This is a genomic window from Paenibacillus diazotrophicus (assembly GCF_042610465.1).
Map to the genome: position 1 here is coordinate 1,236,121 of NZ_JBGJZN010000001.1, position 26,512 is coordinate 1,262,632.

The window sequence follows — 26,512 nt, forward strand, 5'->3', positions numbered from 1 at the left end:
TGTCAAGCCAGCTGGAGGATATCCTGAACGATCTCACGGTCCACATCCAGATCAAACTTGCGGCCCCAAAAGCATTCCGTTCCCTTTTGCCGGATCCGTTCGTAATCCTCTGCCCTGAGTGTTCTCGGGAATTCCGGGCCCGTGTCCCAATCGGTATAGCGTTTGATCTCATTCACAACCTGCTGCTTAAAGCTGCTGTTCAAGATAATCGAATGAAAAAAGATTTCGTCTCCGCAAAAAGAGTTTTTAAACAAACGGACGTACCCGGGATTACTGCGGATATACTCCAAAATGTACTCCATACACGCTCCGGTAATCGACATCCAGTTCGAGCCCTTATATAAAGTACCCGGCAGATTCTTCAGGCTGCGCTTCAGCACCGGCACCGACATCACCAGATTGATATAGCGGTTGCGGATCTCGGAGACGGTTTTGGCGCGTGAGACGAGGAATCTCGGATAATACACGGACACTCTGTACATACAGCCCCACATCTCCGCTTCATTCGGCAACTGCAGATGTTTGACGAATTCTTTACCCTGATTTTCCTGAAAAAAGTCAACGATTGTCCGGTTCGGAACCAGCGGCAGATCCTGTCCGCTTATAATATGAATATAATCGAAGTGTCCCTTCTCCTTGATCAGCTCAAAACATTTGAGGATGCATTCAATCTGACCGTAATGCCCCCATTGCACATCCACCGGCTGCTGTACGAAATGAATGTCTTTCCGGTGGATAATCTGCGCCTCAATCCCGCTTTTCCGGTCCACATGGAGAAAAAATTCCACATGCTCATCCGTTAAAGCTTCCAGCAGCAGGTTGATCTGCTCCGGGTTCTTATGACAAAGGACCACATATGCCATTTTGAAATGTTTCAAAACATTCATCCTTTCGCTCATTGATTTCCACATATTATAGGGGAATGAGCGGAGATGAACAAGTTTTGCTTTATTTTACTGCTTTACCAGCAGCTTAATCCCTATGTTCCAAGGGTCGGTAACTGTTACTATGCCGTCCGTTACATCCACTCTGTATCCCGCGGAACGCACCCGTCCTTCTACGGCATCACGTTCCTGAACACTTGGCAGCAGCAGGGTAAAATAGTCAATGCCCGCCGCATCGGCCGGTGCTGCCGGAGCACCTTGACCTGCCCAGACATTCAGTCCCATGTGATGATGGTACCCGCCGGCCGAGATGAACATCGCCGCATCACCGTACTCAGCTGTCTGCTCGAAGCCAAGCGTATCGACATAGAATCTCTTGGCTTCGCCAAGATCACCCACATGGAAGTGAACGTGCCCGATCACGGTGCCCGCAGGCAATCCGGTCCATTCCAGACCCTCAGAAGCGGCCAGCAGACCGTCCACATCCACCGGATCTGTAGTCATTACAACGTGCCCGTTCGCCTCATACTTCCAGGTGTCCTTCGGCCGGTCGCGATAGATTTCAATTCCGTTATGATCCGGGTCCTCAATATACAGGGCCTCACTAACGAGATGATCGCCCTGTCCGACTTGGATCTCCGAATCAATCAGATTGCGAAGCACCAGCCCCAGGCTCGGACGGTCCGGCACAAGAATGGCGAAGTGATAGAGCCCTGCGACTGAATTCCGCCGGAGTACCCGCGCGTTCTCAATCTCCCGCAGAATAAGGAGTACGCTATGACCATCTGCTGTCATTTCGGCTTCACGCCCGATCTGGCGCAGAACCTTCAGTCCAACCACATTTTGATAAAAATCAAGCGAACGCTCCAAGTTACTTACCCGAATCTGCACAAGTCCAATTTCCAAAGTTTGCGGCAATGTTGCTGCTGTTGTCATATAAACCCCTCCTGAATTTAACTAAGATATTATCCAAATTCTGCGATTGCAGTTAGTCTTAACAAGTTCCAATATACCCATTCAAGGCTGTAACAGTTTCTGTTACATATCAACTAACTTTAGTTTAGTAGCATTCTATAAGTTTGTCAATTACTTTCCGAAAAAAAGAAAAACCCGACCACAATCGCGGTCAGGCTCAATCGTTACAGGACAGAATTCAAATTTTAGCCGCTGCCAGCTTCTGTTCAAACGCTTTTACCCCGGTACTCTGCCGTTCTAAGCTCCCGAATATACGGCTCCAAATGAGGCATCTTCGAATCTAAGGCCTGCTGTACAGCCTGCTCGATATCATAAGGAACTCTTACGAATTGTAAATTGAGCGGTGCCTGATCATGGCTGCCATAGTCCCCTTCCAAGATCGTATACGAAGCCTGTGTGATATCCAGAGGATTGCCGACACTCCCTACATTGAACAATGTTTTTCCTTCCGGATGCTGAAGATATACCCCGTGGATATCTCCATAGCCGGCCACATCCGCAGTCAGCAGTTCACCGCACAGCTCTGAAGGTTCAAACAAGGACAAGCGCAGCGCCAGATCATCCCAGGGCTGGATGCGCTCATTCACGCTCCGCGGCGAAGCATGGAACAGGCGGATATATTTACCGCTCATCCAGAATTCAATGGAGAACGGCAGCTTGTTCAGATACGCCCTTCGTTCGGTCCCCAGGAGAGCCTGGTGCCATTGTATCGCCTCTAGCTCACTTTCATATGCGATATATTCATCCCAGTTGCCTCTAACCACTTTCTCACAATGCAATCGAATCAGGTCAACCGCCAGATCCGAATTAGGCCCTTTGCCCACCAGATCCCCCAGACAGAAGATCCGGCTGATCCTGCGCTGCTGAATGTCCGCCAAGACGGCCTCCAGTGCGGTTACGTTGCCATGAATATCAGAAATAATGGCGATTCTCTCCACGTATGTACCCTCCATTGCTGTACTGTATAAACTCAACTTGTAATTTTATCATTTCGGGACTTGGTTCAATTTATTAAGTATGTAGTATCTATTTGTTTAATTAACCATTTTAGGGCCGATGTAGACTCCTTTTTCAGAGATTGCGGCTTGAATCCATTCCAGCAGCCCTGTCTTACTGAATAGAAACTGGTCATCCACCTTGATATACTGAAGCTTCATACCGCCAAAAGCTCCATCATTTCTCAAAAGTGAGTTTTCCGCCTTCATAATGTTCTTCACCTGATCTTCGCTGATACCCAGTAGGGTTGCGGTCTCCTGAAGCGTCAGCAGGAGCTTGTTATCCATGTCTTGGGCGTCAGCCTTCTGCCCGCTATTTGCCGGCCGGTCACTGCTAATAATTACACAGCCAATAATAATTGATAATCCCAGAATCAAGCTAGCCGCTAATAGCTGTAATTGATTTTTCATAAGCATCTCCTTGCTTCAAGTATCGCTGTATTCCATAAGCCAGCAGTCAGTCTTAATATTTACTTCATACCATTCATTCCTTTTTGGGGCTTATGATAAAAGATCCTTGCCAGAATCCTCTTAGTTGGCATTCGCTTGCAGTCTATCCAGGTATAAATTATAATTCTCATCGTCAAAACAAACAAAAATGATCTCTTCCAAGATACCCGTGTGCTGCTGAAGAAATCCGGCAACAGCCTGGAGAGCGATATCCGCAGCCTGTTCTTTGGGAAAACGATAGATCCCTGTACTAATATTCGGAAAAGCAATGCTTCGGCCCTTCAGGGTATGCGCCAACTCCATGGTGTTCAGGTAGCAGTTCGCCAGCAGCTGACGTTCGTCGCGCTCACCCTCATTCCACACCGGCCCTACGGTATGAATCACATAACGGGCAGGAAGTCTGCCGGCTGTTGTATAGACCGCTTCCCCTACCGCACAACCGCCTTGCTTATTCCTGATCTCTATACATTCAGCAAGAATAGCCTGGCCTCCGGCTCTATGAATAGCACCATCCACGCCGCCGCCGCCCAGAAGACTAGTATTGGCCGCATTTACAATAATGTCAGCCTGACATTTGGTGATATCTCCCTTAATAACTTTGAGCCGTGTGTCTCCGATCTGGAACACCTTCATGATGCATCTCTCCTATAGACAAAATATATCGCTCCAGCGTTACATCCGCTTATCAATAATATGCTTGTTCTCCCTGATGTCTCTGCGCAGCAGCCGGATTTCTTCGATCAATATATCCAGCTTGTCTGATGTCCGGGATCCGTCTACTGCCTTTCTGATTACAATCATGAGGACCACCAGACCAATGAACCATAAACCGAGTGCAAAAATCAACACAATCCTCTCCCTCCAGTAGAATGCATGTTGTCAGTCTACTGCATTTGGAATATTGTGTAAAGAAATAGACAGACATCATCAGCTTCTGTGTACGCTCTCTATACACAAAAAAGTGACCCCGCCAACGTCCGGCAGGGTCAAGGTCTATTTATAAGGGGGTCATGGGATTACTATAAGCCCTGAAGCTTAAAAGCATATGAAGATCAAATAAAGGTTTGCTGAAATTGTCGATTCCAGTGCTAGGCAAAATAAAAGACCCTGCCGAGGCACGACAGGATCTATGCAAAAATCTATCCACTGGGGGGTGGAGACCTCCACTATACTCCCCAAACCTTAAATTTACATAAATCTTTGCTGAATGTTTACTTAAATTTCATTCTTCTGCCCAGGCTGCTTGTTTAAACATAGCATCACATTCCTGATCCTAAGGCCCGCTCCCACCCGATGCGGCCGTCCAGCCGAGTCTATTCTTTTTCACATATACATAAGGCAAATCCGCTTGTGGCACAACATATAAATCCCCGTACCGCGGATCGTTTTGGATCCGGCCTTCAGTGACTTCTCCTGTAAAGGCAAGCACCGGATGCTTGAACAGCAGGCTTTTTCTTACAGCAAGCTCCGGGCTTAAGGAAGGGAAGAACGCCACATAGAATATCAATATTCCTGCAAGAATATAAAGATATCGGGCTTTACTCTTACGCATGATCGAATACCTCCTGTCCATTGTAGTCAGGATAATTTTACCATCACAACTCCAAGCCCGCACGCCCAAGCACAAAAAAGGGCATCCCACAGTCATCAACATGACGATGGGATACCCTGCAACTTCGCTACATCCACTAGACTTCAAGACACCACCGGAATCTGATTCACGATCTGATCCAGTGTAACCTCCTGAAGTACATTTTCCATCGCCTGCTGGGCAAGGGAAAAGACAGGAACTATAGCTCCAGCAATATTTTTGCCGACCGGGCAGCCGGGATTGGGATGTTCGTGCACGGAGAACAAGGTATCCGCCTCAACCGCATTTACTGCTTTATAAATTTGCAGCAAGGTAATTTCGCCAGGGCTTCGCGTAAGCTTCGCCCCCGCTACTCCGGGACGGACCTCAACCAGACCTGCCTTATGCAGCATACCAGTAATCCGCCGGATCACCACCGGGTTGGTGTTGACACTGCCTGCGATCCATTCCGAGGTGCTTTTGCCCTCCTTGTTGCTATCAATCAGTGTCAAAATATGAATAGCCACCGCAAACCGGGTGCTGATGTTCATGACAATCTCTCCTTGTGTGTTACCCCATAGATGCAACTATAATAGTTACATTCTAGCCGGTTGTCAATACTTGCAAGAGCTCAGCGACCTGAGCGGGGTATTTCTTGGTCAGTCTTGTTTTGCCCAGGTTGCTCTTCACAATCTTGCTAAGCCGGGCATCTCTGCTCTCCGCATATTTACGCAGCAAAGCAAATCCTGGCTCCGGCAGCCTGGCGGCAAATACGCTCAGACTATATTCCAGACCTTTGGACAACACGCGAAAATGTTCCGGGTCAGACGAACTTATAGTGTCGCTTCTGATACCCTCCATAATGCCGTCTGCCATCTCGAGACAATACAGGACATGGGACTCCGCCTTCAGTAACGGCGGATGCGCGAGCGCCGCCATGAAAGCCCGCTGCTCCAGCAGCGTAGCTCCCTCGCGCCATCCGTCCAACAGCTGCTGAAGCAGCGCAAAATCATATTCGCCCAAAGATTGCAGCCCCATGGCCGCCGCTTCACGCTGCCTCCATCTGGCATCATTCATCGCCGCCCGCAGGAACCCTTCCGCCTGGCTCTGTCGACCGGCATCCCCGTAGGCATAATGGGCTCCGCAGGCCCAGACCGCACAGAAAGCCAGGAACTCTTGCGGATCACCTGCCGCAGCTTCAGACTCAGAGATCTGCGCCCAGGCACAAATCAGCTCCCAGGCAGTCTCCGTCACTTCAGGTTTGGCATACAGGCCAGCAAAGCTGCCCGCAAGTTCGAGGTTAGCCCTCGGTCCGGGCAGCCCGCTCTCTTGCAGCATATCATTCGTCAGCAACGGCCACAGATCATGATTTCCCATCTGCTGCTGCAGTGTTGCCAAAAGGGTTAGATTTTCCTTCATCTCATTGCCCCTTTCCCACCGTTACTATTGTCTTCTAATGATTCCCTGCACATCATAGGGATAATCCATTTGTTCCTTTTCAGGCGCTTGTCAGGATAATCGGCTTCCCCTTGGTGACTATGATCGTATGCTCATACTGCGCTACACGGCTGTTGTCCTTCACGCTCAGAGTCCAGCCGTCTGACTGCTGCTCCACAAAATCCGCTCCGGTGGAGAGAAAAGGTTCAATCGTGATGACCTGACCTTCTTGCAGCACTGTCGTTACCCGCGGATTATAGAACGGAAGGATCTCAAAAGGCTTCTCATGCAGCGATCTGCCAATACCGTGGCTGCACAGATTTCGTACGGTTTTATATCCGCGTTTACGGGCTTCAAGCTCCATCACACGGCCAATCTCGTTAACTTTCATACCGGCTCTAAGGTGATTGATAACAGACATCATAGTCTCTTCAGTGCTGCGGCACAGATGGACAAGCTCCTCATTATATGGCGGCAGTTGAAAAGATACCCCGGCGTCTCCGTAATAACCATAAAGCTCAGCGGAGACATCTATATTAATCAGATCGCCAGCTTGGATGACTCTGGAGCCGGGGATTCCATGAGCTACCTCTTCATTGATACTGATGCAGGTGCTGCCCGGAAAATTATACGTGATCTTGGGAGCTGACTTCGCGCCGAACTGCTTCAGAATTGCTGCCCCCACTTCATCCAGTTCAGCGGTTGTCATCCCCGGCACAACACTTTTCCTCATTTCTGCTATCGTGTATCCTACTAGTTGGCCTACTGTCTTCAGCCCTTGCAAATCCTGTGCTGTATCACTAGTCATCTGCCCACATTCCTCTCGGTTCTATCGTTTCACTGGGAAATCTGAATTTGTTCTTACCGGCCTACTGACAGTAACCAAAACCTCAGCAGCTTCAGAGCCGGTGTCAGTGGCGGAGCTCTCTTCGGCATAGACAAGCTTTCTTAGCTTATCGGCATTCTTGACGGGAACAGAATATCCTTTGCCGCTGTTCTCCTCCGAAACCAGCAGTCCACGGTTCCCGCTAGCCTCTCCAAGATTCAGAATATAATCCTCTGTATAGCCATCCCCATAGGTCAGCTTCATCCTGAACTCGGCACCATAATCCAGCTCGCCCTTTATCCGTTTGCTGCCGTTCATCGCATCTGCCATCAGCTTGATAAATGCAGGATCAGTAAAGGTCTTGCTCTCGAAAGGTCCATCCTGTACTTTACTGTCTGATAACTGATAGTCAAGGGTAATCTCTGAAATCCATTTCGCATTAATGAATCCAAAAGCATTCTGGCAGCCGCTCAGCAGAACAGCCAGCAGAACCGGAACCATAAGCAGTAGCCTTTTCATGGATTCCACCTCCAAATCCTTATGTATCCTCTAATTATATCAGTCTTGTGAACCAAATTACATTCTGTCGCTTTTGCAAAAAAAAAAAGAACCTGCAATGCCTGCAGATCCTTCCCTTTAAGTTTCTGATTGAGACTCCAACCTGTGCTTATCCCGTCCAGAAAAATCTCCATTATCATTTTATATCTGTTTCATCAACCAATTCTGTTTGCCTATTAATTTCATAAGCTCAAGCTGCTGCTCTCCCCACAGCATATCCTCTTCCTCATCCTTGACATAATCCTTGAAAAGATCGTAGGATATTGGATCGCCAATCATGGATTCAAGGACCTCGCCTACTTGGCCTAAGCCGCTTTTTGAAAGCTCCACATCATATTTAAGCCATTCTTCGATATCTTCGTATACCGGAACTTCCTTCACTCCACCGTTCTTGACGATGCCGCCTAGATCAATAATACGGTCAATAAATTTCTCGACAAACTGCATCTCTTCATTTGCGTGTTCTGCATATTTCTCTCCAAGTTTTGAAAAACCCTGGCTGGCAAAAATTCTGGACTCTATTCTGTGTCCTACTGACTGCTGCGAAAGTATAGTTACTAACATCTGGAATAAATCAATAGTTTTTTCATTTTTAGGCATAATAGATTTCTCCTCGTATACTATTTAATAAACAATTTTGTTTTTTACAATTATATTTTACGCAATCTATTTACATGTTTTAACTTACTGCTAAAGTTAATCACTGTCAAGAGTAAAGTCTAATTAACTTAGTATTTTCCCTCGTGTATGGAAAGCGGGGCCTTCAGCTCAAAACAAAAGGCCGATCCGTTATATCTCAACGGATCGGCCTAAGAAATTGGCAGACGATTATGTAATGAAGTACAGGCTGCCTGCTAAATTAGCTAATGGCTCCTACTGCTCTCAGCCAAGCATCGGTGATGAGTGCATGTCCGGCCGGCGAAGGATGAACGCCATCCGGTGCCCAGTACGCAGATTCTGCCTTCACGGATGCAGCAGCGAACAATCCATCGAGCGGAACCAGGGAAGCACCATACTCACGGGCCAGTTCACGCACCACATGGATTTTCGGGTCCAGATCCTGGCGCCAGCCTTTGCGGTCTTCAGGAACCGGCAGCACAAAAGGCTCAACCAGTACCAGCTTGGCATTTGTAGCTGCCAGGGTGCGATCGATCAGATCACGGTAGATGGCCTCGAACTGTGCAGCCGAAGTTTCCTCACCGGAATCAAACCAGCGCCAGGTGTCATTAATACCGATATAGATTGAGACTACATTCGGCTTCAGCTCAAGACAATCCTTGTCCCAGCGTTTCTGCAGATCAACCGCACGGTTGCCGCTGATTCCGCGGTTGATGAAGGTCAGCTTCTTCTCAGGATATAGCAGTCCAAGCCGTGCGGCTACCATCAGTGCATAGCCCACACCGAGCGAGGACGGATCTTCATAGTTGCGTCCCCAATCTGTAATACTGTCACCCTGAAATAAAATGATATCATTTTCTTGAAATTCCATACTGAAAAACCTCCTATGAAACATTACTTTTAGTATAAACATAGTTATTATAGCAAATGGATTGGAATGATAACATTCTGCATGAACGGAAGAGAGTATGGTTGTCCAATCCCGCTATTTTTTCTTCACAATATAATCAACGAATCCTTGTCTGATTCTTTGACCTTCAAAGATTCTCTCTAATACCCTGCTCTCTTTGTACAATATTTCCATGTTCTCAAAATACACATCCGGTTCATCTTCTTCATAATAGGAATGGATTACAGGATGATCATCTTCCATCTGCTCATATTGATGCTCACCTAAGGCTACACCTGTCCCGCAACGAAAATCTTTTGTGGTAAGAAAGTTTGCAAAAAGCAGGCCGTTTGGCTTTAGAACGCGTATCATTTCATTCATAGATTTTACAACATCTGTCTTCATCATATGAAATACGGAATTGTAAGAATATACAAAGCTGAATGATTCGTTATCAAACTTTAATTGTCTCATATCTCCATGCTCAATGTTCAAATGCTGACTTTTCCTGATTGCATATTGATTAGCTTCTTCTAATTGCTTCGTATTAAATTCTATCCCATGTGTTAAGTATCCATAATCTGAAAATAAGCTGAGAGGCGGACAATCTCCGCCTGCACCACAATCTAATACTGTCTTATCCATAGTAGTGTCATTACAATACATTACAAATCTATATAATGGTATTTGCTTAAATATTTCATTCATTGTATCTTCCCTTTCATAGTTTATTCAACTTCACCTTGGCGGCAGGCAGAGCTTCCTGAAGCTCCTTGCCTTTAGGTTTCAGTCCCCGATTCACCCAGCATAAGGCAGCTTCCAACTATTTACTATGTAAATTTTCACCATTATCCAATCCTGTTCCACAGCAAAAAAACCTCCAAACCCACCCGTTCCTTATATAGCATAAGGAACGGGATCGGCTTGAAGGTCATCAAAGAAATTCAATAAAGTCATAAAAAGAATATTAGTATGCCAGGCTGAACAATCCCTTAATGTGAGACAAATAACGGATATTGCTCGCTTCCTTCATAAGGGTTGCAGGCAAACCTTTGAGCGGAGTATTGCTGGCGCCAATAATCGCCACTCCGTCTTTGCGTCCCAGGCTGGCTAGGGTACCCGAGTTGATCGGGCTGAACGTTTCAGATGCGGAGTTATTCAGATAAGCATACAGATTGTAACCGATCAGCTCGCCCATCTGCCAGGCGATTTGTGCGGTCGGCGGATATGGACGTCCATCTGCTGCGAACACAACGGCGCTGTCCCCTGCCACAAAAACATCCTGATGTGAGGTCGATTGAAGGAAGTCATTGACTGTGGCACGGCCACGGTTCACTTCAAGGCCGGATTCCCCAACAAGAGGGTTGCCCTGAACTCCACCGGTCCATACAAAGGTATTGGCTACAATCTGCTGCCCATCCTTCAGATCAATCACATTACCCGCCACATTGGTTACAGGAAGACCCGTCAGGAAGGATACGCCACGGGCAGTCAGACTTGTTACCGCACGTTCAATCAAATGATCCGGCAATACCGGAAGGATTTTGGGTCCGGCTTCTACCAGCATCAGCTTGATATCGTGAGGATTTACCCCATACCGTTTGGTCAGCTTCGGCAGCACATCAGCAATCTCGCCCACTAGCTCGACACCGGTCAGCCCGCCGCCTCCAATCAGAATTGCCGCATCGGCAGGATTCTTCGTTTTGGAGTATTCACGAATGCGGTCTTCAATATGGGAATGAATTTTGATCGCATCAGCAGCGGATTTCAGCACCATGCTGTACTCTTCCAGCCCTGGGATGCCGAAATATGCAGTAGTGCTGCCAAGTGCAACAACAAGCGCGTCATAGGTGAGTGCTGTACCATCAGACAGCTGCACCTGCTTGTTATCGACGGAGAATGACTTCACCTTGGCTATTTTAAGATCAATGTCTTTTCCGGCAAAAAGCTTGGTGAGCGGCATGGCTACAGCTTGTTCCGATGCACTCCCTGCAGCCAGACGATGGAGCTCGGTAATAATCTGGTGTGTCGGATACTGATTGACAACTGTAATTTTGGCTTCTGCCTTACTCATATATTTACGCACGTTAATAGCACTCAGGAGACCGCCATAGCCTGCACCGAGAATCACGATATGTTTTGACATAATAATTTTCCTCCGTCCTTATTGATGTGGATTACGTTCGCCGCTGACCTGCAGATAAGCATTCATGAAACGAAGCATTTTTTGCATCTGCGGATCTTTAATCATACGCATCATACCGAACAGGCTGATCGTTTCACTGCTCTCATTGGCACGATCCTTGGCTTCGATCACAGTAGCTGCCATCGTTTTTACCCTATCTACTACCGGCTCAGCAAGCTCTTTGATAGCACCCACTGTATCATTCTTCAGCACATCATCGGATGCAACAGCCTGCACAAAATCAAGCGACTTGGATAAAGCACCAATCAGCTGCGTAATCTGGGGAAGCTGCTCCACCAGTGTGGTTAAGGACTCCTGCACCTCAGGCTTCAAGAGCTGATCCATAAGTTCTTCATTAATTTTTGATTGCGTAATGGTTTCTGACATAATGAGCGCTCCTTTACATTAGCTTTATTTCATATAGAAATGGGACGAAATGATACAACTCATAATCAATGTGATTATTATAACATTCCTCATGTAATAAATGTCACAATCTTTTTGCCGGAATAGCCCCATTTTGTGATTAAAATCACTTCTATTCTTCGGATTTCGATAATTCCCTCTATTTCATAAAAAAATTTAGTACCGTATTACATTTAGTCATTGACGAAGGGAAAATGCCATGGTATGTTTAGTAAGTAACAAATAGTAAGTATATTTATTAATATTAGCTATTTATAATTATTAACTACTACATACACAATGGAGGAATGAACATGGGCACTTTTTCAGAATTGGTTCAAGCACGCAGATCAGCAAACAACTTCGTAGAGGGCATCAAGATTTCTAAGAGTGAACTGGAGGAAATGTTCTCGCTGGCCCGTCTAGCCCCTTCAGCCTATAATCTGCAGCACGCCCATTATAAAGTAGTCGCTGATGAAGACTTGAAAGAAAAAGTCCGCGAAGCCGCCTATGGCCAGTACAAAATCCATACAGCATCCGCCGTCATCGTTGTACTCGGAGACAAGAATGCGTATCTGCAGGCACCGGAAATTTATAGCGGCCTAAAAATGCTGGGAGCGATGAGCGAGGAAGAATATGAAGGAACCATCGAAGCCATCAATGGCTCCTACATTGGAAATGATGCTTTTCAGCGCGATGAAGCGATCCGCAATGCCTCCCTGTCAGCGATGCAGTTCATGCTGATCGCCAAGGACAAGGGCTGGGATACCTGCCCGATGATTGGTTTTGATCCTGAAGCCCTCAAGGCGACTCTGAATTTACCGGATCATATGGTGCCGGTCATGATGATTACCATCGGCAAAGACAATAAGCACAAGATCAGACCCCGCGGCTACCGTAAGCCGATTAATGAGTTCGTTGAGTTTTTTGAGTAAACAAGACGTACCCAAAAAGAGCCATCCGGGCAACCCGGATGGCTCTTTTTGCTTAAACATAACACTGCGGCAATCCCCAAGCTCTACACTCTGCGGAAGCGCCACAGGACACTTTGAAAATCACCGTGTAACGCAGGTAGCGGCAATCCCGCATACATCAGATGGTCGCCCCCATATACGCCTCCGCCTTCCAGCCATTCATAATCTGCAGCCGGATCAAGACCCTTAAGACGCAAGTGGTATAGCTTATCATTGGGCTCAGCCAAGGTGCGGACATAGACGACCACAGCTTCCGACTGATCCTCCGCCGCAATCAGCCACGCCGTCTCATTCCCTTCAAAAGGACTACGAAGCCGGTACTGCTCTCCAAACTGGACAAGCGTACGCAGTTCTTTGTAGAGCGCCACCTGCGCTTTTACCGCTGCTTTTTCTTCCTCTGTGAACTTCGTCAAATCCAGCTCATAGCCGAAATTACCCGACATGGCCACATGTCCACGGAGTTCGAGGGATGTGTTACGCTGCACCTGATGGTTCGGAACCGCCGACACATGGCTGCCCATGGCGCTCAGCGGATAGACGATACTTGTGCCGTACTGGATTTTGAGCCGGCTGATGGCATCGGTGTTGTCACTCGTCCAGGTCTGAGGCATATAAAAGAGCATCCCGGGATCAAAGCGTCCCCCGCCTCCGGAGCAGCTCTCGAACAGCACATTCGGGAACTCCGAAGTGATTCGCTCAAGCACACCATATAGACCAAGCATATAACGGTGTGCTGTTTCCCTTTGTCTCTCCGGTGGCAGCTGTGCAGATCCGATCTCTGTCATATTACGGTTCATATCCCATTTGACATAGGTGATCGGCGCTGACCGCAGAACGGCCGCGATCCGGTCACCGATCGCCTGGCAGACATCCTCGCGTGAGAAGTCCAGCACCAGCTGCGTACGGGCCAGCGTTCTGCGGCGGCCCTGCACATGGAGGCACCAGTCCGGATGCTGCCGGTACAGTTCACTATCCGGCGAGATCATCTCCGGTTCAAACCACAGTCCAAACTGCATGTCAAGCTGGTTCACCCGCCGGGCGAGGTCCTCTAATCCTTCAGGCAGCTTGTTCGGATCAACCACCCAGTCTCCAAGTGAGCTGCGGTCATCGTCCCGGTGACCGAACCAGCCGTCATCCAGGACGAACAGCTCCATGCCCAGCTCGCTGCCGGCCCGGGCGATATTTTCAATCTTATCGGCAGTGAAATCAAAATAGGTAGCCTCCCAGTTATTCACAAGCACAGGACGTGTACGGTCACGGAAGGTACCGCGGGCCAGCCGCGTACGGTACAGCTTGTGATAGGTTCTGGACATCGCGCCAAGGCCGGCAGCAGAGAAGACAAGCACTGCCTCCGGGGTCTGGAAGGATTCTCCCGGCTCAAGCAACCAGTTGAAATCAAAGGGATTGATGCCCATCGACAAGCGGGTTGTCTGATACGGCTCAACCTCAACCTGAGCGGTAAAACTGCCGCTATAAACCAGGCTGACGCCATATACCTCCCCCTGATCTTCGTCTGCCCCCTTCGATAGAAGGGCTATGAACGGGTTATGGGCATGGCTGCTTGCCCCTCTGCGGCTCTCTACGCCTTGCATCCCTGATGCAAGCGGCCTGCGTTCTACATAACGTTCTCTTGCCCATGAACCTGACAAGTGCAGCAGATCATAGCTGGAATCCCGCAAGTCTACACTCATACTGAGTCCGCGCAGCAGCTTCAGCTCCCCTGCACCTTCATTCACAAAACGAACAGATCGCGTAATCGCATTCAATTTATTAAATACAGTGTAACTGAGTATGATCCGCAGCCCGGCTACGCTATCAAGCAGTTCAAGCTCCAGAGTCTCCGCTTCATCCTCATGCTCGGCATAAGTCGCCGGGAGGCCTTCAAGTGCGGGTTTGCCGCTGTAGATCCGATGGGTATCATATACGGCCTCGGAGGCCGTCGTTCCGCCAGGTGCCTGAATCTGGTAGGCAGGATGGCGGAAATCCCCGACACCATACGAAGGATATTCCTGCGAAATCGTATCATAGGAGATGGACATATCCTCAGGGTAGGGGCTAGGTGAGAAAGAGCAACGCTCCGTCCGCTGGAGAATAGAAGACAATGCGGTTGGTCGAATGGCTCTGCCCCAATAGACATGAGCTGGGACTCCTGTCGGAAGCAGCTGGATAACATAGCTGGTTGCACGGCTCTGAATGTGAAATATACGATCTTCTGAATGATACTGAATTCCCATTTGATCCTCCTAAAATTGTGGGCGAAGCTTCGCAGTAATTGTTCCAACTTGCACCCGGAAGCATCCGCCTGTCTGGATTTGTTAGTGTTTCATCCCCGCAAAAAACTCATTAAATAAGCATAAATTTCATTTTTGTTAGCAAAATCCATATGTAACTTCAATGAAACGGGCTTATTCCGCAAGCAAAGGTTAAATTTTGTTAGCGCTATCTTAGTATACTATGAAATCGTTTCGATTTCATTAGTGCCAGCGGTCATTTTGCATACTGCAGAATGACGATAGCCGCCCGTTCCCTCCGCTCCGCATCCTCACTCTGCAGTGCGGCCTTCAATACAGCGAGCGCTTCGGCAAGCATTTCCCCGTCCACGTTTCCACCTGTTTTCTCGCTGGCCTGGCTTTCTATGGTTGACTCTGTGATCCATAGATCAAGTCTGGCACCAGGCAACGGCCCTGAGTATTGCGAGACAACCGCATCCTCCATTAACCACTCTCTCAGCGCGTGATGAAGCATTGCAACAGGAACGCTTTTGAGCCAGGTTACTCCCCGTCTGTGGCACCGCCCATCTTCTGCCGAATCAAAAGACTCCGCATAAAAATAATCACCCAGATCACCCAAATACGCCCATTCTTCATCCGCTATCAGCACATAATCTCCATCCTGCATACCATGAACGAATATCAGAAGATTATTCAGCGCGGTGTCCAGTTCAGTTCCTTCAGGAGTCCCGGCAAGCATCAGACGACTACGTATCTCCTCCTTGCCTGCATTCTCCAGGTCCCCCACACCGTAATAACCGATACATACATAGTTATCCTGCAAAAACTCCTTCACCCGCTCCACACCCAGCGGCTCTGTCTTCATCTGATACAGCTTCATCGATGATCATCCTTCCCTTAACGATCTTCAAGCTTATGTGTAAGTAATTATATCTTAATAAACTAAGGAAAACGCAGAATAATAGCGCTTACATTAGATTCTTTTTCAAAACAGCCCCAAATTTAAAGTATTCGCCTTTTTACGGATCCGGGAAATGGGGGTATAATTCAGTTATCAACTCAAGGAAACCTACACTGCTGAAAAGAAGGCGGAGGGCAGATACATTCTCTCCGATAACAATCTTTAGCAGATGAACTTCCTGAGATTGAGACTATATCTTTGATCCTGTTGCTGAAACTTTCAATCCATCCAAGGACGAAAGGGTATGAGCTTCTTATAGCTCAAACATTGAACCATGAGACCAATCGTTAACCAGCGGATGAATTAGAGAAGAATCATAAGCAGGATGGGCAAATTTAGTGCCACCTCGGACGATTTCTACCCGGCTGAGTACAAGGATAGGATAAGGAGTCTGAGAAAAACATGGGTATAGTATCTACACCATAAACCCCTATTGTTGATGCAAATCAATAATAGGGGTTTATGCGTGTTCCGGTCATAAAGGGGCAGCCAGCTCCTGTCTGATGAAATCGTAGATGCTGCGGACGACCGGTTTCAAGGGGTAATCCACAATCCGGCAAATGATGCCGCAGGTCATATCAACAGCTTTGCCCTCCAGCCTCCGGAATACAGTTCCGGCAGGAACCGGGTCAAGCGTAACCTCAGGCACAAGCGCAATTCCGAGGCCGCTCTGCACATAGAACTTCAGTGCAGACATGCTGCCGATTTCCATTGTACTCAGCGGCGGTCCGGCAGACTCCTTCAGCACGCTCTCCAGTTTTTTGCGGTAAGGACAACCGGGTGCAGTAATCAGCAAGCGATGACCGCGCAGATGATCTGCAGTAATGACAGGCTCAGATGCAAGTGGATGACCTTCCGGCATTAACAGCACAAATCCCTCTGTAAACATCGGTTCAAAATGCAATTCCTTCCCCAGCTCCGGAGCGGAGCAGAGTACAACATCCAATTCCCCGTGCAGGAGCCGCTCACAAAGCGCACCTGAACCCGCGATATCCACGGACAGCTCTACTTTGGGAAATAGCGATATATATTTCTGCAGAATGACTGGCAGACGGTAGCTTGCTGTCGGATCAGACGCGCCTATGCGCACACTCCCTGCTTCCCCTGATTTCAAATCCGTGATGCTGCTCTGCAGCCGTTCCATATCCTTCACAATTCTGAAGCTCTGTTCATGGAACAACCGTCCGGCTTCGGTTAATGTGATCCCTTTGCCCCGTTCCAGCAATATAACTCCCAGATCAGATTCCAGCTTCTGAATTTGCATCGTGACCGTAGATTGGGCATAGTTCAGTTCCTCTGCTGCCCGGTTGAAGCTCCCGGTCTGAACGATGGCATGAAAGGTTTTTAATGTTTTCAGATCCAGCATCCTTCACTCCCTCCACCTCAGAATACACTTTACTCATACTTACACTCACATTCACATTCACTTCAACAAAATTGAATTCTTCCTTCAATTCATTCAATTATACAAAATCCAGCGCGTTGTATACACTGCAAATAAGGATAAAACAACATCAAGGAGTGGATACTTATGGAATTAGCAGGAAAGGTTGCACTAGTCACAGGTGGAGGAACGGGGATTGGCCGGGCGACTAGCCTCGAACTGGCTGCACGCGGAGCCACAGTCGCTGTTAATTATTCACGGTCTGAAGCAGAAGCGATGGTTACAGTTCAGCAGATCATTGATCAAGGCGGACGGGCCCTTGCGGTTCAAGCGGATGTAGGGCGGGATGCGGAGGTAAGAAATATGGTTGAGAGGATCTCCGGAACCTTCGGTACCATCGACCTGCTCGTGAATAATGCGAGCATCACCAGACATATTCCTATGGATGATCTTGAATCGGCTACAGATGAGGTATGGGATGAACTGTACACTGTCAACGTCAAGGGTATGTTCTTCTGCGCAAGAGCAGCAGCGGCACATATGAACAAGAGCAAGCAAGGAGCTATTGTTAACCTTGGCAGTATAGCCGGGAATACAGGAACTGGCTCCTCCCTTCCCTATGCTGTATCCAAGGCGGCCGTTCATGGGTTAACCCGATCCCTGGCCCGCGCACTCTCTCCCCATATTCGGGTCAACTGTGTAGCACCGGGTGCGGTCGCCACCCGATGGTGGACGGGACGAGAAGAACAAATGCGCCAGCTTGCGCCGAATCTGCTGCTCCAGCGGATTGCTGAACCGGTGGATATAGCCCGCCTCATCTGTTCCACTCTGGAGCAGGAAGCAATGACCGGCCAGATCATTACGGCGGATAGCGGACAGACATTATAATGACCGAAGCGTAAATAACGAACCTATAGCTCTAAAGCGGGTTTCCCGTTATCATCAACAAAAACGCAGAGCAGTGATCCTCCAATAAAGGAATGATCACTGCTCTGCTCATTTTCTGCAACAACCCTGTTAAGTTCTTCTAATCCAGGTATGCGGGTAAGTTAGGAAGGTTCATTCCCCCATACCAGATTTCCGGAAAGATACACCGGAGCTTTCATCCAGTCTACATAGTTGGTATCTGCCCCATTGAAGGAGAAGTCTCCTGTCTGCGTGTAGGTGCTCCAGTTCGACTTCGCAGCCCGCATCTGGATGTCAACGCTTGCTCCAGCCGCCAAAGATCCGGCTGCACTGGTAAAGCCAATCTCAAGGTAGTAGTCTGCGCCAGTCTTGTCAGACGGCATTTTGACAAAGCTGCCTGTAACATTCGCACTGCCGACCTGAGACCAGTCACAGAAGAAGTTCTGAGTTTGTTCACCGTCAATGGTGTAGTAGTATCTTAATTTCACGTCTGCCAGCGAAATGCTGCTTGTCCCTGTATTGACCAGCTTAAACTTTGGATTAATGGATTGAACCGTTGCTGCTGTTGCACCGTTAAACATCTGCAATTTAAGTGCACCAACCGGTGCGGCGGTTGTATCCACAATACTTACTGCAAGTGATTGCGCTGCTCCGGCGCTGAAGCTGAAGGTTAGCGTAGTGGTGCCCACTGCCTGCGCCGCCAGGTACTCTTTCTTNCCCCCAGAGCTGACAGCTGTTTTTGTACTTGTCTGTCCAGAAATGACTTCTTTGTTCACCGCCGCCAGCAGGGTGTAAATCATTAAGATTCATTCTGCCGCTTACGCATCATCCCCGGCGTACAGCCGTACGTATTCCGGAAGACACGGATGAAATAATTAGTCTCCATGCCCAATTGCAAGGCGATATCCTGAACCGGTGTATCGGCATTCTCCCGGATCAGTTGAACTGCACGTTCCAGACGGAGGTTCTGCAGGTATTTGTGCGGGGTGATTCCATACTCCTGCAAGAAAAGCCGCTGAAAATGCTGAACAGAGTAACCTACCGCAGCAGCGAGATTCGATACCAGCAGCGGTTCGGTAAAATGCTCATTGATCAGGCTGACGGCTTTCTGTAAGGCCTCATTTCGTACATTCTCCAGCTCCAGCCGCCCTGTGGGGCTTGTCTCTGAAGCAGTGCGGCGAAGCAGGAGAAGCAGCCGGTAGAGCGCCACAGAGAGCTCCTGCATCACATGTTCATCTTGTCGGCTTGCTTGGTCGTTCACCGTATGCCAGATACTGCCGACCTGTTCCCAGCATTCTTCAAAGTGCTCGGGGTGTAGCGGCGGGGCACCTGGCAGAATGCCGATTCCTGCGAGCAGGCTTTGCGTTAATTCTCCATGAAAGCCAATGAAGCCCACATGCCAGGGTGTAAGAGACAATGGATAATATTCATGACCCCTGTCAGGGGGATAGGCAAAAGCCATACCGGGTTCCAATATCGTCTCTTCTCCGGTCACAAGATCCCGGAACAGTCCTCTCCCGCTGCGGATCAGAAAGACTTGGTATACGGGAAAACCGCTTGGGCGAACATGATGATACTGAATATGACGGCCAACCGAATAAGGGTACAAGGGGAAACGATTCAGGTCGCGAGGCATTTCAATTAGAGAGAAGGGCAGAATGATGGTCACCTCATGTTCATTTTGTACTAGTAAAGCGAGCGTATATTCCTACTTCCAGAATGGGATTTTCCTTTATTATATACAGTATAAAGAATGATTCATGAAATGGACAGGGCTTTCTAACAGGATTTATCAGAGAATAATCCCATCCAGACATGAACATCACACCGAAAGGATGAACCCATCAATGAACATGAAATTACCTCCTGTCAGCAGCAAGATTCCAGTGATGCTGCATGGTGCCGACTATAATCCCGAACAATGGCTGAAATACCCTGAGGTGCTGCAAGAAGATATCCGCTTGATGAAGCTTGCCAAATGCAATGTAATGTCTGTGGGGATCTTTTCCTGGGTATCGCTGGAGCCGGAAGAAGGTGTATTCACCTTTGATTGGCTGGACAGCATCCTTAATACCTTTGCCGAAAACGGGATATATGCTTTCCTGGCAACCCCAAGCGGTGCGCGTCCGGCATGGATGTCGGAGAAATATCCTGAAGTACTGCGGGTAGAAGGCAACCGCGTTCGTAATTTGCACGGTGTAAGACATAACCATTGTTACACTTCACCCGTGTATCGTCAGAAAACAGCATTGCTGAACGGCAAGCTGGCTGAGCGTTATGCGAATCATCCGGCAGTTATTGGTTGGCATATCTCGAACGAATACGGCGGCGAATGCCACTGTGATCTGTGTCAGGCGAGCTTCCGGGAATGGCTGAAGGTGAAATACGATAACAGCCTGGATGAATTGAACCATGCCTGGTGGACTACCTTCTGGAGCCATACTTATACTTCCTGGGATCAAGTGGAGTCCCCTGCACCACACGGGGAGACGCAGGTTCATGGTCTTAACCTGGACTGGCGCCGTTTTGTCAGCGAATCTACTATTGATTTCTGTCAGCATGAGATAGATTCAGTGCGTGAGTATAACCCTGAGTTGCCGGTAACGACCAATATGCACAATATCGACGGTGTGGATTACCGTAAGCTCGCCAAGATACTCGATGTTGTATCCTGGGATTCTTACCCGTCCTGGGGATACTCGGATGACGATGACGACGCTCGCCTGGCAGCTTGGGCAGCGATGCACCATGATATGTACCGAACCTTCAAGCATAAGCCGTTCTTGCTGATGGAGAGCACACCTTCGCTGCTGAACTGGCAGAGTGTCAGCAAGCTGAAGCGTCCCGGTATGCATAAGCTGTCCTCCCTGCAGGCGATTGCCCATGGCTCTGATTCCGTACAATACTTCCAGTGGCGCAAAAGCCGTGGATCGAGCGAAAAATTCCATGGTGCCGTAATCGATCACAGTGGCCACGCCGAGACACGTGTTTTCCGCGATGTTGCCGAAGTGGGCCGTACACTCTCAGAGCTGCAAGCGGTAGTAGGTACGACAACACCAGTTCAGACGGCTATTATCTATGATTGGGACAACCGCTGGGCCATTAAGGATGCACAGGGTATCCGCAACTCGGGTCTGAAATATGAAGAAACAGTGCTTCAGCATTACCAGGCATTATGGGAGCTGGGTATTCCGGTGGATATTATCGGTTCGGAGGAGGATCTTTCCGCATACAAGCTGGTGATCGCTCCTATGCTGTACCTGATCAGTGAGGAGAATGGCAAGCGTATTGAGAAGTATGTCGAACAGGGAGGAAACTTTCTGGGGACATACTGGTCAGGTGTCGTTGGGGAGACAGATCTTTGCCACCTGGGCGGATTCCCGGGTCCGCTCCGCCGGACACTCGGCATCTGGGCGGAAGAGACAGAAGGCCTGCACAGCCGCGACCTGAATGGGCTGGTAATGAATTCCGGCAATGCGCTGTGTCTTGAAGGAGACTACGATGCGCATGAAATTGCTGAGCTGATCCACCTGGAAGGAGCTGAGGCGCTGGGTACGTACCGTACGGACTTCTACGCGGGCCAGCCTGCGCTGACGATGAACCGTCTGGGTAAAGGCCGGGCCTACCATCTGGCTACACGCGTAAAGGATGCCGGTTTCTATGTGGAGCTATATGCGGCAATTACCAAAAAGGCAGGGATTATCCGCACCTTGGATACCGATCTGCCAGCAGGTGTCACCGCTCAACTGCGGACCGATGGAGACATTGATTTTGTATTTGTGCAGAATTTCAGTGGCGTGGAGCAGTCCATTCAGCTGGATAGCAGAACATACACTGTACTTGAATCCGGCGAGCCTGCGCCTTCGGTGCTTACGCTTCCGGTTCATGGCCTGGCTATTCTCAAGCGGGCGCATTAATTCAGCAGGCATATAGATATCAAAAAGGCAGGACCCGGTATGACCAGGGCTCCTGCCTTTTTTTGCTGGAATCACGAGTTGTGACTTCCAGCCACTTAGAGGAAAGCTGCTTCGATTCCTGAGATAATCTTCAGATAATAGTCCGTATCATGAGGCACAAAATGGCTGATGTCCACGCTCTGCTGAACGGCTTCACGCTTACCGCATTCCGTTACGCGAAAACCCGAGACATCGAGTTGCTGCAGCTCACCCTGCCAGAACTTGCGGAAGGAGGCAAACTCTGCGATGACGATTCCGGCAACCTCTTCAGGCTGAAGCTGGAATTGCTCCAAGGGGAAATGATTGTCATACAGGAATACATTTGCCCTCTCATTATCGATCATCCCTTCCTTGATCATGGAATAGGGGATGATTCCGAGTGGAATGAGCTCGTCATAGGTAAGTTGCAGTCCCAGCTCTTCTTCCACCTCACGGATGCCGTCCATTGCCGTCTCACCAGCCAGTAAATGTCCAGCCGCGGTAATATCAAGCAAGCCAGGATAGTCCCGCTTGTTCTTGCTGCGCAACTGAAGATAGATATAGAATGAATCTGCACGCTGCTCTACGAACCAACAATGAAAAGTCTCATGCCAGAGCCCTAGCCGGTGTACATCATCGCGTGTGGCGGTGCCGGTCACCAGGCCCTGTGCATCATATGTAGTAAGAATTTCGTCTGACATTTGGATTCTCCTTATTGGCCCAGTTGCTAACAACACTATCACAAATAATAGGAGAATGCTCGGAAGTCATTGTACAGAAAGGTATAATATGGCTTAGGGGGGGAGAACATGCGCGTGGTGATAGGAAGGAAAGAATTCAATTCATTAACTGATGAAAGGCTCGGTTGGGCTTGCATGGAGTCGACCTTCAAGCTGATCCGAGGGAAATCACCTGAAGTGAAAGTTGCCGCAATCAACCAATTGGGTAAGGCGCAGACAGCACTTTGCATGTTCCGTATCATGTATGATCACTGCCACAAGTCATCAGCAGAGTTTTATGCTTGGAGCTCGTACCTGCTGAATCAGCAGGGAACTTGGAACGGAGTTCTGGAAGGTGTGCGTTTTTTTGCAGATGATGCCTTGTTTGAACTTCTTGAAGAGACACGGGAAAGGCTGGAGGCCAGAAACCTTAGTTTGGGTTTGGGATGGGAGGATGCAGGGCTGAACGATATCGAAACCGATCCGGAATTGCTGGAGATAGTCAACGGCCTGTATGAACGCTTTAAGCGGCTAAAACCGAATACCCATAACGTTATCGCTGAGTATATCCGTGCCCACCCTGATGAGTTCGTGGAATTCAGCAAGTAATTGGCGGAGTTTTGAGATGAAAGGCATAGTTAAGTGGGTTGACATATCGAGAAATGTCGATATAATGATGACATGAAACCAATTATCCCAATAGATGTATTTAAGGCACTTTCCAATGAAGCACGTCTTCAAATTCTAGAGTGGCTAAAAGATCCGACAGCTCATTTTGGACCCCAGGGAGGGGTTGATCTTATCGAAATTGGGGTATGCGTCAGTCAGATTACTGCTAAGCTGAATATGACCCAATCTACCACCTCTCAATATTTGTCTGTTCTGCAGCGGGCAGGGCTTGTACAGGCGACCCGGCTGGGAAAATGGACATATTACAAAAGAGATGAAGCAGCATTAACCCAAATAGCCACTTACATTCAGAAGGATCTCTAGGGAATAAAGACTGAATTCAAACATATGAATTCAGTCTTTATATATAACAACAAATCGATAATTCGTGATATATAAATCGATTATTTATAGATCTATAAATCGACATATCACGAATTGTATGATTACAAAAGGAGCTGTTCCATATGACCACCTCATCCAAACCTTCACCAAACGCCGTAACCCTCGTTATCGTGGCTCATCCACATTTGGAGACGTCCCGAATTAACAAACGATTAACAGCCGAAATTGAAAGAATGGGTAATGTTACTGTTCACCGGCTGTACGAGAGTAATCCTGACGAAAAAATCGATGTCCCACGCGAACAGGCGCTGTTACTTGCTCATGAACGAATCGTACTGCAATTCCCCTTTTATTGGTACAGCTCGCCTTCTTTGCTGAAAAAATGGATGGATGAAGTATTCGAGCATGGCTGGGCTCACGGCAGAGGGGGAGACAAGCTGAAGGGCAAGGAGCTTATGATTGCGATTTCTTCAGGAGGCGCTCAAGGCATGTACCAGGCCGGAGGTTTTCATAATTACTCCTATAGCGAGCTGCTGCGGCCGTTTCAGCAGACCGCCAACTTGACCGGAATGATCTACCGGCAGCCATTTGTGGTGAGCGGAATTCGCGAAGTAAGCGACGAACTGCTGGAGCAGTATGCCGCAGATTACGCCGTCTATGTGGATAGTCATTCCTCTCCCTCCGGCAGAAGAGCTTAACCGTCTCCGCGTACAACAAGGTAAGCTATGATCCTTTCCTGCATGGAGAGCAGCGCGGGAGGGAAAGCTTTGCACCGGGAAACGGGTTATCGAGGCCAATCACCGGAAATAGCAAAACAAGACTGTAGCGCCTTTTGTGAGGACGCCTCAGTCTTGTTGGAAAGTGATATGTTTAGCAGCAGCTGCTGGCAGAGTAAGCCGATGTCAAATCTAACTCCCCGCAGCCCAATTGTATGTGTATGTCTATTTATAATAAGCTTGCTAACCATAACCTTCAGGAAGAGAATGGCCAGGTATTATCTAGCCAACCATCCGCCATCCACATTCAGAATGTGGCCGTTCAGGTAGTCGGATGCAGCGGATGCCAGGAATACGGCAGGTCCTTTAACATCTTCGGCAGTTCCCCAGCGTCCCGCAGGAATGCGGTCAAGGATGGAATCGGAACGGTTCTGGTCGGCACGGATTGGAGCGGTATTCTCAGTAGCCATGTATCCTGGAGCGATTGCGTTGATATTCAGACCGGAGCCAGCCCATTCATTGGCAAAAGCTTTGGTCAGACCAGCTACGGCATGCTTGCTTGCAGTGTAGCCTGGTACATTGATGCCGCCCTGGTAAGAGAGCATGGAGCAGATGTTGATGATTTTACCATTTCCTCTTTCCAGGAAGTGACGGCCGGCGATTTGCGACAGCAAGAAGACAGTGTTCTGGTTGAGGTTGATTACATCGAACCAATCCTTTTCGCTGTGGTCCTTGGCCGGTGTACGGCGGATCATACCTGCACAGTTCACAAGAATATCAACCTTGCCTGTGAAGGCAACAGCTTCATCGAACATGCCCTGAAGCTTGGAGTGGTCGCTCAGGTCACAAGCGATGCTGAGTGCTTTTACGCCAAAGGCTTTAGCTGCAGCTACTGTTTCATCACTTGCATTGAGGGAAGCGGAGATAACGTCTGCGCCTGCTTCTGCAAAGGCAAGGGCAATCCCTTGTCCAAGACCTTGGGCAGCACCTGTTACGATTGCTGTTTTACCTGCCAAACTGAATAAAGATGACATATGATTATTCTCTCCTTTTATAAACATTAATGAGTATTTTGGTATTGCTTAATGCTGTATTTATACTATCCACATTCGATATGAATGCCTGCACTCCGGAATTGCCCTACGGTTTCTGCTGCAAGACCGCTGTCCGTCAGCAGCACATCAACTTCCTGCAGGGATGCGAACGTTCGCAGTGCGGTATGCCCGAACTTGTGATGATCGCAGACGGCAAATACCGTACGTGCTGTGGATACTAAGGCTTGTTTGAAATCGATGAAATCACCGGTGTAAATGGACAGTCCGTGTTCAATATGAACGGCTGTAGCCGACAGAAAGGCTTTTTCTATATTAAGCTTTTGGACGTAGGAGACCGCTTCGGGACCGGCCAGCATATTGCGGACCCGGTATCCTCCCGGAACGACGAGACGGATGTTATCTTTCTGAACCAGCTCACTGATGATGTATACATCATTGGTGATAACCGTCAGCGGAATGTTCTCCAGCCTCCGGGCAATTTCGAGCGTGGTGCTGCCGCCATCCAGCGCAATAATATCATCCTCTGCGATATGGGTCAGCGCGAGCTGTGCAATCTCCGTTTTTTCATCGGAATATTTATCTAGCGGGTTTCTCAAGGGCAGGATGCCGAACTGATCGCTCTGTGCCAGAACGGCTCCGCCGTGGACACGCATAATCAGTCCTTGCTCCTCCAGCTTGCTTAAGTCCTCGCGGATTGTTTTTCCCGTGACCTGGAGCTTGTCGCTCAGCTCGTTCACCGTTACATCCTTCTGGTTCAGCATAACTTCCATAATCATCTCATGTCGCCGTATCGGGTTCATCCGCCTGCCTCATCTTTCCGTAGTT

General features: G+C 48.6%; 30 protein-coding genes. 6 read left to right on the plus strand and 24 right to left on the minus strand.

The features are described from left to right. Window positions 1–2: 2 nt before the first annotated feature. The 16 genes from ACAN54_RS05605 to ACAN54_RS05680 form a co-directional block, all read right to left on the minus strand. Complete coding sequence (locus ACAN54_RS05605) at window positions 3–878, minus strand: beta-1,6-N-acetylglucosaminyltransferase (RefSeq protein WP_379153398.1); 876 nt, start codon at window positions 876–878, stop codon at window positions 3–5. 75 nt (window positions 879–953) lie between these two features. Continuing rightward, on the minus strand, window positions 954–1,820 hold the full coding sequence (locus ACAN54_RS05610; protein WP_379153400.1) for a VOC family protein: 867 nt from the start codon (window positions 1,818–1,820) through the stop codon (window positions 954–956). A gap of 245 nt (window positions 1,821–2,065) precedes the next feature. Next, window positions 2,066–2,797 carry a metallophosphoesterase family protein gene (locus ACAN54_RS05615; RefSeq protein ID WP_379153402.1) on the minus strand — a complete coding sequence of 244 codons (732 nt, stop codon included), beginning with the start codon at window positions 2,795–2,797 and terminating at the stop codon, window positions 2,066–2,068. 96 nt (window positions 2,798–2,893) lie between these two features. Then, a complete protein-coding gene (locus ACAN54_RS05620; RefSeq protein WP_379153404.1) occupies window positions 2,894–3,265 on the minus strand; it encodes a helix-turn-helix domain-containing protein in 372 nt (123 codons plus the stop codon). Window positions 3,266–3,385: 120 nt separating this feature from the next. Continuing rightward, complete coding sequence (locus ACAN54_RS05625; protein WP_379153406.1) at window positions 3,386–3,937, minus strand: O-acetyl-ADP-ribose deacetylase; 552 nt, start codon at window positions 3,935–3,937, stop codon at window positions 3,386–3,388. Window positions 3,938–3,976: 39 nt separating this feature from the next. Further along, window positions 3,977–4,153: a hypothetical protein gene (locus ACAN54_RS05630; RefSeq protein ID WP_379153408.1), complete on the minus strand. Its 177-nt coding sequence runs from the start codon at window positions 4,151–4,153 to the stop codon at window positions 3,977–3,979. A gap of 424 nt (window positions 4,154–4,577) precedes the next feature. Next, on the minus strand, window positions 4,578–4,856 hold the full coding sequence (locus ACAN54_RS05635) for a hypothetical protein (RefSeq protein WP_379153410.1): 279 nt from the start codon (window positions 4,854–4,856) through the stop codon (window positions 4,578–4,580). 143 nt (window positions 4,857–4,999) lie between these two features. Then, window positions 5,000–5,425, minus strand: coding sequence for an Rrf2 family transcriptional regulator (locus ACAN54_RS05640; protein ID WP_379153412.1), 426 nt, complete (start codon window positions 5,423–5,425; stop codon window positions 5,000–5,002). A 52-nt stretch (window positions 5,426–5,477) separates the two neighbouring features. After that, the gene (locus ACAN54_RS05645) at window positions 5,478–6,293 is read right to left on the minus strand and encodes a hypothetical protein (RefSeq protein ID WP_379153414.1); all 816 of its coding nucleotides are present in this window, start codon (window positions 6,291–6,293) and stop codon (window positions 5,478–5,480) included. A 79-nt stretch (window positions 6,294–6,372) separates the two neighbouring features. Further along, on the minus strand, window positions 6,373–7,119 hold the full coding sequence (gene map / locus ACAN54_RS05650; protein WP_379153418.1) for a type I methionyl aminopeptidase: 747 nt from the start codon (window positions 7,117–7,119) through the stop codon (window positions 6,373–6,375). A gap of 21 nt (window positions 7,120–7,140) precedes the next feature. Next, window positions 7,141–7,656 carry a YhfM domain-containing protein gene (locus tag ACAN54_RS05655; protein WP_379153420.1) on the minus strand — a complete coding sequence of 172 codons (516 nt, stop codon included), beginning with the start codon at window positions 7,654–7,656 and terminating at the stop codon, window positions 7,141–7,143. A 180-nt stretch (window positions 7,657–7,836) separates the two neighbouring features. After that, window positions 7,837–8,295, minus strand: a complete 459-nt coding sequence (locus ACAN54_RS05660; RefSeq protein ID WP_379153422.1) for a ferritin-like domain-containing protein — start codon at window positions 8,293–8,295, stop codon at window positions 7,837–7,839. A gap of 259 nt (window positions 8,296–8,554) precedes the next feature. Next, window positions 8,555–9,184 (minus strand): SGNH/GDSL hydrolase family protein, encoded by a 630-nt coding sequence (locus tag ACAN54_RS05665; protein WP_379153424.1) that lies wholly within the window; start codon window positions 9,182–9,184, stop codon window positions 8,555–8,557. 114 nt (window positions 9,185–9,298) lie between these two features. Then, a complete protein-coding gene (locus tag ACAN54_RS05670) occupies window positions 9,299–9,910 on the minus strand; it encodes a class I SAM-dependent methyltransferase (RefSeq protein WP_379153426.1) in 612 nt (203 codons plus the stop codon). Between the two features lie 259 nt (window positions 9,911–10,169). After that, window positions 10,170–11,348, minus strand: coding sequence for an NAD(P)/FAD-dependent oxidoreductase (locus tag ACAN54_RS05675; protein WP_379153428.1), 1,179 nt, complete (start codon window positions 11,346–11,348; stop codon window positions 10,170–10,172). A gap of 18 nt (window positions 11,349–11,366) precedes the next feature. Continuing rightward, window positions 11,367–11,774: a helical membrane plugin domain-containing protein gene (locus ACAN54_RS05680; RefSeq protein WP_379153430.1), complete on the minus strand. Its 408-nt coding sequence runs from the start codon at window positions 11,772–11,774 to the stop codon at window positions 11,367–11,369. A 332-nt stretch (window positions 11,775–12,106) separates the two neighbouring features. On the opposite strand from ACAN54_RS05680, the gene ACAN54_RS05685 reads away from it, so the two are divergent. Further along, window positions 12,107–12,727 carry a nitroreductase family protein gene (locus ACAN54_RS05685; protein ID WP_379153432.1) on the plus strand — a complete coding sequence of 207 codons (621 nt, stop codon included), beginning with the start codon at window positions 12,107–12,109 and terminating at the stop codon, window positions 12,725–12,727. An 83-nt stretch (window positions 12,728–12,810) separates the two neighbouring features. Here the strand turns inward: ACAN54_RS05685 and ACAN54_RS05690 are convergent, their stop codons facing one another. The 3 genes from ACAN54_RS05690 to ACAN54_RS05700 all read right to left on the minus strand — a co-directional run bounded on the left by ACAN54_RS05690 (window position 12,811) and on the right by ACAN54_RS05700 (window position 17,321). After that, window positions 12,811–15,000: an alpha-galactosidase gene (locus ACAN54_RS05690; protein ID WP_379153434.1), complete on the minus strand. Its 2,190-nt coding sequence runs from the start codon at window positions 14,998–15,000 to the stop codon at window positions 12,811–12,813. 253 nt (window positions 15,001–15,253) lie between these two features. Beyond that, a complete protein-coding gene (locus ACAN54_RS05695; protein ID WP_379153436.1) occupies window positions 15,254–15,877 on the minus strand; it encodes a hypothetical protein in 624 nt (207 codons plus the stop codon). 556 nt (window positions 15,878–16,433) lie between these two features. Then, window positions 16,434–17,321 (minus strand): LysR family transcriptional regulator, encoded by an 888-nt coding sequence (locus ACAN54_RS05700; RefSeq protein ID WP_379154199.1) that lies wholly within the window; start codon window positions 17,319–17,321, stop codon window positions 16,434–16,436. 168 nt (window positions 17,322–17,489) lie between these two features. On the opposite strand from ACAN54_RS05700, the gene ACAN54_RS05705 reads away from it, so the two are divergent. Then, the gene (locus ACAN54_RS05705) at window positions 17,490–18,230 is read left to right on the plus strand and encodes an SDR family NAD(P)-dependent oxidoreductase (RefSeq protein WP_379153438.1); all 741 of its coding nucleotides are present in this window, start codon (window positions 17,490–17,492) and stop codon (window positions 18,228–18,230) included. Window positions 18,231–18,391: 161 nt separating this feature from the next. Here ACAN54_RS05705 and ACAN54_RS05710 read toward each other — a convergent pair whose 3' ends face one another. Both ACAN54_RS05710 and ACAN54_RS05715 read right to left on the minus strand, forming a co-directional pair. Continuing rightward, on the minus strand, window positions 18,392–19,048 hold the full coding sequence (locus tag ACAN54_RS05710) for a cellulose binding domain-containing protein (RefSeq protein ID WP_379153440.1): 657 nt from the start codon (window positions 19,046–19,048) through the stop codon (window positions 18,392–18,394). Beyond that, a complete protein-coding gene (locus ACAN54_RS05715; RefSeq protein WP_379151580.1) occupies window positions 19,048–19,917 on the minus strand; it encodes an AraC family transcriptional regulator in 870 nt (289 codons plus the stop codon). Before ACAN54_RS05715 ends, ACAN54_RS05710 begins: the two co-directional genes overlap by 1 nt. Window positions 19,918–20,095: 178 nt before the next feature. Between ACAN54_RS05715 and ACAN54_RS05720 the strand changes: the two genes are divergently transcribed. After that, window positions 20,096–22,165, plus strand: coding sequence for a beta-galactosidase (locus ACAN54_RS05720; RefSeq protein WP_379151583.1), 2,070 nt, complete (start codon window positions 20,096–20,098; stop codon window positions 22,163–22,165). Between the two features lie 95 nt (window positions 22,166–22,260). Here the strand turns inward: ACAN54_RS05720 and ACAN54_RS05725 are convergent, their stop codons facing one another. Beyond that, entirely contained in the window at window positions 22,261–22,884 is a 624-nt protein-coding gene (locus tag ACAN54_RS05725) for an NUDIX hydrolase (protein WP_379151585.1), read from the minus strand. A 108-nt stretch (window positions 22,885–22,992) separates the two neighbouring features. On the opposite strand from ACAN54_RS05725, the gene ACAN54_RS05730 reads away from it, so the two are divergent. The 3 genes from ACAN54_RS05730 to ACAN54_RS05740 all read left to right on the plus strand — a co-directional run bounded on the left by ACAN54_RS05730 (window position 22,993) and on the right by ACAN54_RS05740 (window position 24,614). Continuing rightward, window positions 22,993–23,511: a hypothetical protein gene (locus ACAN54_RS05730; RefSeq protein ID WP_379151588.1), complete on the plus strand. Its 519-nt coding sequence runs from the start codon at window positions 22,993–22,995 to the stop codon at window positions 23,509–23,511. Window positions 23,512–23,592: 81 nt separating this feature from the next. Further along, window positions 23,593–23,895, plus strand: coding sequence for an ArsR/SmtB family transcription factor (locus ACAN54_RS05735; RefSeq protein ID WP_379154090.1), 303 nt, complete (start codon window positions 23,593–23,595; stop codon window positions 23,893–23,895). 143 nt (window positions 23,896–24,038) lie between these two features. Further along, complete coding sequence (locus ACAN54_RS05740; protein WP_379151592.1) at window positions 24,039–24,614, plus strand: NAD(P)H-dependent oxidoreductase; 576 nt, start codon at window positions 24,039–24,041, stop codon at window positions 24,612–24,614. A 296-nt stretch (window positions 24,615–24,910) separates the two neighbouring features. Here the strand turns inward: ACAN54_RS05740 and kduD are convergent, their stop codons facing one another. Together kduD and ACAN54_RS05750 are read right to left on the minus strand one after the other, a co-directional pair. Further along, window positions 24,911–25,666, minus strand: a complete 756-nt coding sequence (gene kduD / locus ACAN54_RS05745; protein ID WP_379151595.1) for a 2-dehydro-3-deoxy-D-gluconate 5-dehydrogenase KduD — start codon at window positions 25,664–25,666, stop codon at window positions 24,911–24,913. Window positions 25,667–25,731: 65 nt separating this feature from the next. After that, entirely contained in the window at window positions 25,732–26,487 is a 756-nt protein-coding gene (locus ACAN54_RS05750; protein ID WP_379151598.1) for a DeoR/GlpR family DNA-binding transcription regulator, read from the minus strand. Window positions 26,488–26,512: the final 25 nt, after the last annotated feature.